The sequence below is a fragment of the Sphingomonas sp. genome, assembly GCF_964263785.1.
GTDB lineage: Bacteria > Pseudomonadota > Alphaproteobacteria > Sphingomonadales > Sphingomonadaceae > Sphingomonas.
The window spans coordinates 1-10054 of the sequence record NZ_CAXVWL010000024.1 but is presented as its reverse complement, the minus strand read 5'-3'; the positions used below and the strand labels follow the sequence as shown (position 1 = coordinate 10054).

Annotated in this window: 11 protein-coding genes; 5 read left to right on the top strand and 6 right to left on the bottom strand. The window is 67.0% G+C overall.

Features of this window, described 5'->3' with window-relative positions:
* The 4 genes from ytpR to rpmI all read right to left on the bottom strand — a co-directional run.
* Positions 1–942 (bottom strand): YtpR family tRNA-binding protein (ytpR, locus tag ACE5C1_RS03870; RefSeq protein WP_374942749.1); only part of this gene is annotated, 942 nt, incomplete at its 3' end.
* Positions 939–2024, bottom strand: a complete 1086-nt coding sequence (gene pheS, locus ACE5C1_RS03865; protein ID WP_374942748.1) for a phenylalanine--tRNA ligase subunit alpha — start codon at positions 2022–2024, stop codon at positions 939–941. The genes ytpR and pheS, both read right to left, overlap by 4 nt.
* Positions 2025–2203: 179 nt before the next feature.
* Entirely contained in the window at positions 2204–2569 is a 366-nt protein-coding gene (gene rplT, locus ACE5C1_RS03860; protein ID WP_374942747.1) for a 50S ribosomal protein L20, read from the bottom strand.
* Positions 2570–2586: 17 nt separating this feature from the next.
* On the bottom strand, positions 2587–2790 hold the full coding sequence (gene rpmI / locus ACE5C1_RS03855; protein ID WP_331043313.1) for a 50S ribosomal protein L35: 204 nt from the start codon (positions 2788–2790) through the stop codon (positions 2587–2589).
* Positions 2791–2951: 161 nt separating this feature from the next.
* On the opposite strand from rpmI, the gene ACE5C1_RS03850 reads away from it, so the two are divergent.
* Positions 2952–5051 carry an AsmA family protein gene (locus ACE5C1_RS03850; protein ID WP_374942746.1) on the top strand — a complete coding sequence of 700 codons (2100 nt, stop codon included), beginning with the start codon at positions 2952–2954 and terminating at the stop codon, positions 5049–5051.
* A gap of 358 nt (positions 5052–5409) precedes the next feature.
* Here the strand turns inward: ACE5C1_RS03850 and ACE5C1_RS03845 are convergent, their stop codons facing one another.
* On the bottom strand, positions 5410–6210 hold the full coding sequence (locus tag ACE5C1_RS03845) for an inositol monophosphatase family protein (RefSeq protein WP_374942745.1): 801 nt from the start codon (positions 6208–6210) through the stop codon (positions 5410–5412).
* Positions 6211–6301: 91 nt separating this feature from the next.
* Between ACE5C1_RS03845 and ACE5C1_RS03840 the strand changes: the two genes are divergently transcribed.
* The 4 genes from ACE5C1_RS03840 (at position 6302) to ACE5C1_RS03825 (ending at position 9349) form a co-directional block, all read left to right on the top strand.
* On the top strand, positions 6302–6835 hold the full coding sequence (locus tag ACE5C1_RS03840) for a peroxiredoxin (protein ID WP_374942744.1): 534 nt from the start codon (positions 6302–6304) through the stop codon (positions 6833–6835).
* Positions 6836–6918: 83 nt separating this feature from the next.
* On the top strand, positions 6919–7923 hold the full coding sequence (locus ACE5C1_RS03835) for a diguanylate cyclase (RefSeq protein WP_374942743.1): 1005 nt from the start codon (positions 6919–6921) through the stop codon (positions 7921–7923).
* A gap of 304 nt (positions 7924–8227) precedes the next feature.
* Positions 8228–8437, top strand: a complete 210-nt coding sequence (locus ACE5C1_RS03830; protein WP_374942742.1) for a hypothetical protein — start codon at positions 8228–8230, stop codon at positions 8435–8437.
* A protein-coding gene (locus tag ACE5C1_RS03825; protein WP_374942741.1) for an IS630 family transposase occupies positions 8403–9349 on the top strand; the annotation gives its coding sequence in 2 pieces (ribosomal slippage) (positions 8403–8739 and positions 8739–9349; 948 coding nt in all). Before ACE5C1_RS03830 ends, ACE5C1_RS03825 begins: the two co-directional genes overlap by 35 nt.
* Positions 9350–9489: 140 nt before the next feature.
* On the opposite strand, the gene ACE5C1_RS03820 is transcribed toward ACE5C1_RS03825, so the two are convergent.
* Positions 9490–10054: DUF6880 family protein (locus ACE5C1_RS03820; protein ID WP_374942740.1), on the bottom strand; the 565-nt coding region annotated here is incomplete at its 5' end.

The window sequence follows — 10054 nt, the reverse complement described above, 5'->3', positions numbered from 1 at the left end:
CATGATGCCACCGATGTCATGGACGCCGGCGTCGTCGGCGATCACCGTCATGCCCGCCGCGAGCGCGTAGGTCCTGCCGTTGAGCGCGACCACGGTTTCGCCATCGTGCGCGGCGCGCGCGACGAGCCCGCCGGACAGCTTGGCGCGATCGTACACGTGGAGCGGGCGGCCGAGGTCGAACATCACATAGTTGGTGATGTCGACCAGGGCCGAGATCGGCTTCTGCCCGATCGCGATCAGGCGGCGGCGCATCCACTGGGGCGCTTCGCCATTGCGCAGGCCGGTGACGCCCTGCGCGTAGAAAGCGGCGCAAGCGTCGCTCTCCGTGCGGACATCGGGGCCGGGCCCTTCGCCCATCACCGGATCGGCGTTCAGCGGCCTGAGCGTCCCCAGCCCCGCCGCGGCGAGGTCGCGCGCGATGCCGCGGACGCCCATGCAATCCTGGCGGTTGGGGGTGACGCTGACGTCGATAACCGGATCGGTCAGCCCGGCGTAGTCGGCATAGCTCGCGCCCACCGGCGCATCGGCGGGCAGCTCGATGATGCCGTCATGCTCGTCGCCGAGCTGGAGCTCGCGGGTCGAGCACATCATGCCGTTCGATTCGACCCCGCGGATGCTCGCGACCTTGAGCGTCACGTCGAGCCCCGGGACATGCGCGCCGGGGGCGCCGAAAACGCCGATCAGCCCGGCTCGGGCGTTGGGCGCGCCGCAGACGACCTGTAGCGGGCCGTCACCTGCGTCGACCGACAGCACCTGGAGCTTGTCCGCCTGCGGGTGCGGCGCGGCGGTGAGGACGCGCGCGACGCGGAACGGCGCGAGCGCCTCGCCCGGGTTGGCGACGCCCTCGACCTCGAGGCCGATGCGGGTCAGCGTTTCGACGATAGCGTCGAGCGACGCGTCGGTCTCCAGATGCTCCTTGAGCCAGCTCAGCGTCAACTTCATGCACCGACTCCCCCGGACAGCGTGGGCACGTCGAGCGCCGAAAAGCCGTAATGCTTCAGCCAGCGGATATCGCCGTCGAAGAAGGCGCGCAGGTCGTCCATGCCGTATTTGAGCATCGCCAGCCGGTCGATGCCGCAGCCGAAGGCGAAGCCCTGCCATTCGTCGGGATCGAGCCCGCAGGCGGCGATGACCTTGGGGTGGACCATGCCGCTGCCGAGCACTTCCATCCAGCCTTCGGAACCGCCGATGACGCGCTTGCCCTTTTGCCAAGTGTAGCCGACGTCGACCTCCGCCGAGGGTTCGGTAAAGGGGAAGTAGCTGGGCCTGAGCCGCAGCGTGATGTCGTCGCGCTCGAAGAAGGCCTTCAGGAAGGTCTCCAGCGTCCATTTGAGGTGGCCGAGGGTGATACCCTTGTCGATGACGAGGCCTTCGACCTGGTGGAACATCGGCGTGTGCGTCGCGTCCGAGTCGGAGCGGTAGGTGCGCCCCGGCGCGATGATGCGGATCGGCGGCTTTTGCGACAGCATCGTGCGGATTTGCACAGGGCTGGTATGGGTCCTGAGCAGCATCTTGCGCTCACCACCGGGCTGATCCGGGAAATAGAATGTGTCGTGCATCGCCCGCGCCGGATGGCTCTCGGGAATGTTGAGCGCCGAGAAATTGTGCCAGTCGTCCTCGATCTCGGGCCCGGTCGCGACCGCGAAGCCGAGGTCGGCGAAGATTTCCGCCAGCTCGTCCATGACCTGACTGACCGGGTGGATCGTGCCGCTCAGCGGGGCGTCGGCGGGCAGCGTCATGTCGAGCGTCTCGCCGGCAAGGCGCGCATCGAGCGCCGCGCGTTCGAGTGTCTCCTTGCGCGAGGCGATCGCATCGGCCACCGCGGTGCGCAGACCCTGGATGCGCGGTCCCTCGACCTGCCGCTCGTCGGCCGACATCGTGCCGAGCGTCTTGAGCAATTGCGTGACCCGGCCCTGCTTGCCGAGCGCCTCGACCCGCACCGCATCGAGCGCGTCGAGCCCTGCCGCGGCGTCGATCGCCGCCAGCATGTGTTCGCGCATCTGGTCGAGATCGGTGTTGGCCATGATACTCCAGTCCGTTCGCCCTGAGCGAAGTCGAAGGGCATTGCCCAGCGCGCAGGTGCTTCGACTTCGCTCAGCACGAACGGTGGCGGGATGCACGCCCCTATTGGCAGGGGCCGATAACGAAAAGGGCGCGGATGGCCTAGCCACCCGCGCCCCTTTGTCGCTCGCAGCAGGTCGCCTCAGGCGGCCTGGGGCAGAGCCGCCTTCGCCTGCGCGATGATCGCGGTAAACGCGGCTTCCTCGTGCATCGCGATGTCGGCCAGGACCTTGCGGTCGAGTTCGACGCCGGCGAGCTTCAGGCCGTGCATGAACTGCGAATAGGTCAGCCCCTCGGCGCGGACGCCCGCGTTGATGCGCTGGATCCACAGCCCACGGAACGTGCGCTTCTTCACCTTGCGGTCGCGATAGGCGTATTGCCCGGCCTTTTCGACGGCCTGACGGGCGATGCGGATCGTGTTCTTGCGACGGCCGTAATAGCCCTTCGCCTGTTCCAGGATCTTCTTGTGCTTGGCGCGGGTGGTTACACCGCGTTTGACGCGTGCCATTGTTCAGTTCCTTCCGCTCAGCCGAGACCGTAAGGCGCCCACGCCTTGACGGCGGCGGTGTCGGCCTTGGAGAGCAGCTTGGTGCCGCGGTTCTGGCGGATGTACTTGCCATTGTGATGGTGCAGGCGGTGGCGCTTGCCGGCGACGCCGTGCTTCAGCAGACCGGTCGCGGTCAGCCGGAAGCGCTTCTTGACGCCGCTCTTCGTCTTGAGCTTGGGCATTTTGGTCCTTTCGACATGGCGATGCATCCGACAGCCGCGGCAGCCCTTGTGGCCTGGCCGTCTTCATGCGCATCGCAAGAGAAGCGTGGGCCCTTAGCGGCGACCCTGCGCAATTGCAACCGATGCGGAACCGAAACGGCATGCGAAGCGATATCCCGCGCATGGATATGGCTACTCAGCGTATCGAGGAGCCGGCGAGCGGCGCGCCAACGCGCCGTCGCCGCATCGTGCGCAATACGCTGCTCGGGATCGTCGCTGCGGTCTTCGCGGTCTGGCTGATCCTCTTCATCACCAGGGGGCGGTTTCTGAAATCGCCGTTCCAGTCGATCGTCGGCAAGCTCACCGATCGCACCGTCACCGTCCGCGGCGATTTCCAGCTCTATTTCGCGCCGCTCAACATCAAGTTCCTGGCCGAAGGGCTGACGATCTCCAACCCCGCGTGGGCGACGCGGCCGAACCTGTTCGCCGCCAAACGGATCGACACGCGGATCGCGCCCTTGTCGCTGATCTTCGGCAAGCGGCGGCTGTACTGGCTCGATCTGGCGGACGGCGCAGTCGATCTCGAATGGAACGTCGCGCATACCGCCAATACCTGGACGTTCAGCGAGAAAAAGGGCGGCAAGCCGCTCGATTTTCCCCGGATCGATCGTGCGACGGTGGTCGGCACGACGGTGCGCTACATCGATCCACGGATGCAGCTGCTCGCCAATCTGGGCGTCGACACGATCCGCTCCACCGGCGCGCGGATCGGCGACACGGTCGGCCTGCGCGGCGACGGGCGCATCCGCGAAACCCCGTTTACGGTCACCGCGCAGCTGCTCTCGCCCAACGAAACGGTCGCGCGGGGAGCAAACAAGCTCGTCGCGCAGATGCATGCGGCGCATAACGTGATCGACGTGACGGGCACGCTGCCCAGCATCGCCGACATCGAGAACGTGCCGCTGCAAACACGCGCGCGCGGGCGCAACATGGCCGAACTGCTCGGCATCATCGGCGTCGCGATCCCGCAGACCCGGACCTATCGGATGCGCGCGCAATTGGTGAAATCGGGCGAGGTCTATCGGTTCACCCATATGGTCGGCATCGCGGGCGCGACCGATCTCGCCGGACGGCTGACGATCACCAACGGGAAGCGTATCCACCTCGATTCGGTGCTGGCAACTCGCACGCTCGACATCATCGATGCCGCGCCGTTCATCGGCTACAATCCCGACATCGTCGCCGCCAAGGGTGCGGTTGCGGCGGCGGCGGCGACCGGCGCCGCGCCGCAACGGCTGATGCCCGACGCCCAATTTCCGGTCGCGACGATGCAGTTTTTCGACGCCGATCTGAAATGGACGGTCCGGCAAGTACGCTCGAAGAATCTGCCGATCTCGAATATCGACATGACCCTCGATCTCGAACGCGGGCGGCTTGCGCTGTCGCCGCTGACCTTTGCGATGGCGCGGGGCAATGTCGCCTCCGACCTGGTCTTCGACACGCGGCCGCGGCCGAGTGCGGTCACCTACGACATCCGTCTTGCGCCGACCCCGATGGGACGGTTGCTCGCGGGCTACGGCCTGGCCGAGTCGGGGACGACGGGGACGATCAAGGGGCGCATCCAGCTGGCGGGACGCGGCGACACGATCCACGATTCGCTGTCGACGTCGAAGGGCCGCATCGCCTTCATCATGCCGCAGGGCGCGCTCTGGACCCGCAACGTCCAGCTTGCCGAGCTTGACGTCGGCACCTTCGTCCAGAAGCTGTTCGAGGACAAGTTGAAGAAGCCGGTTCAGGTCAATTGCGGGCTGATCGGCTTTACCGTCCGCAGCGGGGTGGCGGCGGCGGACCCGATCCTGATCGACACCAGCAAGAACGTGATCGCAGGGCGCGGCGGCTTCAGCTTCAAAACCGAGGCGGTCGATCTGGCATTCCGCGCCGACGGCAAGAAGTTCAGCCTGTTCTCAGGGCAATCGCCGGTCGGCATCGGCGGCTATTTCTCGGCGCCCGCGCTCCAGGTCATCAGTCCGCAATTGCTCGGCCGTGCGGGCGCGGGGTTGGGGCTGGCGCTGCTGGCGACGCCGCCCGCGGCCGTGCTGGCGTTCGTCGATATCGGCGACGCGAAGTCGGCGGCGTGCGGCCCGGTGCTGGCCGGCGCAACCGCCAGTGCGCAGCGCACGACCAAGGGCGAGCCCCGCGACGATGTTGGGCACGGCACGACGTCCAAGGCCGAGGATGGTAAACGCGAGCCGAAGCGCAAGAAGTTCCTGGGCATTTTCTAGAACTTCATGAGCCGCGTCTGCGCGCTGTCCTACAAGCCGCTTTTTATGGCACCGCACGGATATGGTGACGCACGCTCCCGACCGACCTTGCAGCGGTGCAGAAACGAAAACGATCGCCGTCGATGGGCGCATGTTCACGCGTCAACCGGTGTCAACGTTGTCACCGCCCCCGGCGCAGAACCGACACGCTTCACGCGTCAAAACCATGTCAACGTCGTCCCTATCATCGGCTCGCGCCGAGGCGCTGCCACGCGTCAACCAGCGTCAACGTGCTGGCGGCAAGCGCACACGATCGACGCGCGTGCACGCGTCAACCAGTGTCAACGTCATCGGCTCGGCGCGTGAGCTGGCGCGCCGGTCAGTCGTGAACGCGGTGCAATGCTTCGAGCACATCGTCGACCCGCGCCGGGTCGCCGATCGCCAAGACATGGCCGTCGCTGTCGGTGGTCAACGGGTCGCCGTTCCAGTCGCACATCCGCCCGCCCGCGCCCTCCGCCACCGGCACCAGCGCTGCGAAATCATGGAGCTTCAGCCCCGATTCGCATACCAGGTCGATCTGTCCCGACGCGAGCAGACCGTAATTGTAACAGTCGCCGCCATAAATCGGCGTCATCCGATTATGCCCGCCCGATGTCGCCGCGGTCAGCGCCAGATAGCGCAACGCGGCGTCCTCACCGAAATAATGCGGGCTGGTCGTCGCCATCACCGCGCCTTCCAGCTGCGGGCAGGCGCGGGTGCGGACGGGAGTGCCGTTGAACGTCGTCGGGCGTCCGGCGACCCCGATCCAGCGTTCGCGCTGCACCGGCTGGTCGATGACGCCGAGCACCGGCCAGCCATCCTCGACCAGTGCGATCAGCGTACCGAAGATCGCGCGACCGGCGGTGAAGCTGTGGGTGCCGTCGATCGGATCGAGCACCCAGCGGCGGTTCGTCACGCCATCCTTGGTCCCATATTCCTCGCCGACGATGCCGTCGCCCGACCGTTCGGCCTCGATCAATCGCCGCATCGCGGCCTCGGCCTCGCGGTCGGCCAGCGTCACCGGCGAGCGATCCTCCTTGATCTCCAGCCCTGCCGGCTGCCGGAAATAGCCGCGGATGACGGCGCCGGCGGCATCGGCAAGGTGGTGGGCGAGGGCAATGTCGGATTGGGTGACGGGCATGATGCCTTGCCTATCGGGCGCCGCTGCGCCGGGCAATGGACGCAGCCCCGCGTTTGGCGTAGCGTACCGCCACCCTTGCCGGAGTTCTCCCATGCGCCTCGCTCTCGCCGCCGTTTCCGCCGTCCTTCTCGCCGCGCCCGTGTCGGCGGCGCTCGCACCCGGCGCCAGGGCGCCCGACTTCACCACTCGCGGCGCGATCGCGGGCAAGGTGTTCACGGTGCATCTGGCCGACCAGCTCAAGAAGGGGCCGGTCGTGCTCTACTTCTTTCCTGCCGCCTTCACTTCGGGCTGCAACGCCGAGGCGCGCGCCTTCGCCGAGCATGTCGCCGACTTCAAGAAGGCAGGCGCGACGGTGATCGGCATGTCGGCGGACCCGGTCGAGGATCTCGCGAAATTCTCGTCGAGCGAGTGCGCGGGCAAGTTCGCGGTGGCGAGTGCGGGGCCGGCGGTCGTCTCGGGCTACGACGTCGCGCTCGGCCGCGCGCTGAAGGGGCGTCAGGTCACCAGCCGCACCAGCTACGTGATCGCGCGCGACGGCCGTGTCGCCTTCGTCCACAGCGACATGAACCCCGCCGAGCACGTCGCGCTGACGCTGGACGCGGTGGCGAAATTGCCCCGGCGGTAGCGCTGTTCCGGTCACCCGATGCTAACCTTTCCGGCCTAGCGTCCGCCTTTGTGAGACATGGGGCATCTATGCGGGGCGCAGGCTTGGCGCGGCGGGACGGGCCGGGGGGCGATCTGTTCGATCGTATCGGCCTGTTCCTGGCCGAGCAGCGCCTGAGCGCCGACCCCGAGCATTACCGCTTCGCGCACGCCATCCTGAGCGATCCCGACGGCCCCATCGCGCGTGCGGTGGCGCATCTCGTCGACGGCGGCGTGCGCCTCAGCCGCAAGGATATCGAGCGATTGGGCGGTCGAGTCGCCGGCGTCGGGAACCCGGTGGACGCGCAACCCCGCTCGCCCGAGCAGGATATCGCCGCCGACGCGTGCGGGCAGGTCGACGGCTTCGCCGACATCGTCCGCTCGATGTACGACGAGACCCGCGAGTTCGGGCGCGATCTGGCGCAAAGCGCCGCGGCGTTCGAGCATCTGCCACGCATCGCCGGGCTCGACGAGATCGCGCGGATCGCGGGTACGATGATCACCCGCGTCCACGATGCCGAAGCGCGGCTGGAGCAGGCGACGCAGGAGGCCGATGCGCTGCGCGAGAAGCTGGCCGAGGCGCGGGTCGACGCGCGGCTGGACCTGCTGACCGGATTGCACAACCGCCGGGCGTTCGAAGAGGCGTTCGAGGCGCGCGATCCTGCGTTCGCGCCATGGTGCCTGGCGCTATGCGACATCGACCGGTTCAAGCGGATCAACGACGATCACGGCCATCCCGTCGGCGACCGGGTGCTCGCGGCGGTCGCGGGAGCGCTGGTCGGCACGTGCCAAGGCCATTTCGTCGCCCGCCACGGCGGCGAGGAGTTCGCGATCCTGCTCGGATCGGTGACGCTGGCGCAGGCCGCGGGCATCGTCGAGGACTCGCGCGCCGCGATTGCCGCCAAGCGCTTCCGCGATCGCGACACCGAAGCGCTGCTGGGGCAGATCACCATATCGGCGGGGGTCACCGCGATCCATGCGGCCGATACGATCGAGACCGCCTTGGAGCGCGCCGACCGCCTGCTGTACACCGCCAAGGCGGCGGGGCGAAACCAGGTGGCGAGCGCCTGATATCGGCGCGGATTACCGTTTGCTTTGGTGCGTTGCGCCAAAGACCTCCGGTAAGGTTTGAAAGATCCCATTCGGTCAGCGACTTAGGAAGTTGGCACACCCCCCTGCAGAGCTATCGGCATGGGCCGCGCGAACGGTTCCGCCGCCCGAACCCGATAAGGATATTGCCATGTTCGACTATGCCATCGCCCAGCGCGCGCTCGTCTCGTTCGTCGGTGCGCTCGTCTTCGCCGCCATCGCGGTCGGTGCCGCGGTCCCCGTCCTGCCGATCGCCTGAGCCGCGGCGCGCTTCGGAGCAACCGTCATGATCGCGACACTCTTCACCCGGCTGATCGCCGTCCGCAGCCATCCGGCGATCGTCGGTATGGCGACCTTTGTCACGACTCTAGAGCGGTTTCTCACCTCGCTGAGTCGTAGGGGATTCCCGCGGGCCTGGTTTTCTGATTCACGATCCCTGCTGGTGCTGGAGGCCGGCATGGATGGCACGAGCATTGTCGGTGGGTCTTCGGGATAGGGTTGTGGCGGCCATCGCGGGTGGTCTGTCGCGCAGGCAAGCAGCAGTGCGGTTTGGTGTGAGCGCGGCAAGCGCGATCCGGTGGCAGCAGCTTGCGGCGCAGAACGGAACGCCCAAGCCTCAGCAACAGGGCGGCGACCGGCGTTCGGGTAAGATCGAGGCGTATGCGGACGTGATCCTAGGTGCGTACGCGGCGACGCCCGACATCACCCTGGCGGAGTTGCAGGCGCTGCTGGCCGAGCACGACACGCAGGTAGCGCTGGGCACGATATGGCGGTTCTTCGATCGTCGCGGGATCACGCGCAAAAAAAGACGGCGCATGCGACCGAGCAGGACCGTCCCGACATCCTGAAACGGCGCGAGGACTGGTTCGAGGGTCAGCTCGATCTCGACCCCGATCGGCTCGTCTTCATCGATGAAACCTGGGCGTCGACCAACATGGCGCGCCGCTACGGCAGGGCACCACGCGGCGAGCGGCTGCGCGCCGGCGTCCCGCACGGGCACTGGAAGACCACCACCTTCGTCGCCGGCCTGCGCCGCTCCGGCATGGTAGCGCCTTGGGTGATCGATGGTCCGATGAACGGCGACGCCTTCACCACTTACGTGTCCCGGGTCCTGGTGCCCGAACTCTCACCCGGCGACATCGTGATCATGGACAATCTGTCGAGCCACAAGACGCCGGCCGTGCGAGCCGCCATTGAAAAAGCGGGTGCCGCGCTCCTGTTCCTCCCACCCTACAGCCCCGACTTCAACCCGATCGAGATGGCCTTCTCCAAGCTGAAGGCGCATCTGCGCAAGGCCGCAGAGCGCACCATCCACGGCCTCTGGAACGCCATCGGCCGCATCGTCGATCTCTACTCACCCCAGGAATGCTCGAACTACTTCGCCGCCGCCGGCTATGATGCAGACTGATCAGAAACCGCTCTAGAACATGTATGAGCGGCCGGTTTAGGGGAGCGCTCAGACCACGTTAGACGTCCGGAACTGGGTCGAGCCGGCCCGATCAGGTTTCCGTTCGCGCCGCCTGCTTCACGCCGCGCCACTCTGTTTGCTCATGCATCCCAGAAGCCGCTCTTACGTGCGTGACGCCGCCTGAGGTCCGCCACATACTCGGCATGGTTTGGATGCCGGGCAAAATCGTCGATCCGCCGGGCAAGATGCTCGCACGTCTGGAGATGGCGAGCGGCGTGGCCGTAACGCTTGTACTTGGCGGAATCGAGTGAGAGATCAATCATCGCCCGCAGCACGAGCGTGGCGGCGAGCGGATGGCGCTGCTCGAGCGCGTCAGCGGCGGGGGTCAGCAGCCAGTATTGGTCGCCGTCGAGCTCGCCGGTCCGAGCCATAATGAGGCCTGCGGCGCGGTCGAGCGCGGGCCAGTCGATCAGGAAGGCGAGCGCCTGATGGAAGGATGGATGGCGTGAGACGTAGCCGAGAGCCCGATCCTCGGCTTCTATGTCGTCGAAGTCCGGCAGTCCCTTGAGGTGTGCCCGGAGGTATCCGGCATTGAGACCGCGCTCGAACGCTTGCCAGCGCTCCTCTTGTGCCTCGCCGGATCGCCCAAGGGCATCGTGCACTTCGATCCGCACGCGCTGCCTGTCGGGCCAGTACCCGCCTAGG

Bases quoted from the DNA above. Each gene is read 5' to 3' on its own strand.
- pheS (WP_374942748.1), bottom strand. From the start codon at position 2,024: ATGGCCAACACCGATCTCGACCAGATGCGCGAACACATGCTGGCGGCG.
- ACE5C1_RS03840 (WP_374942744.1), top strand. From the start codon at position 6,302: ATGCGCCTCGCTCTCGCCGCCGTTTCCGCCGTCCTTCTCGCCGCGCCC.
- ACE5C1_RS03850 (WP_374942746.1), top strand. From the start codon at position 2,952: ATGGATATGGCTACTCAGCGTATCGAGGAGCCGGCGAGCGGCGCGCCA.
- ACE5C1_RS03845 (WP_374942745.1), bottom strand. From the start codon at position 6,210: ATGCCCGTCACCCAATCCGACATTGCCCTCGCCCACCACCTTGCCGAT.
- rplT (WP_374942747.1), bottom strand. From the start codon at position 2,569: ATGGCACGCGTCAAACGCGGTGTAACCACCCGCGCCAAGCACAAGAAG.
- ACE5C1_RS03830 (WP_374942742.1), top strand. From the start codon at position 8,228: ATGATCGCGACACTCTTCACCCGGCTGATCGCCGTCCGCAGCCATCCG.
- rpmI (WP_331043313.1), bottom strand. From the start codon at position 2,790: ATGCCCAAGCTCAAGACGAAGAGCGGCGTCAAGAAGCGCTTCCGGCTG.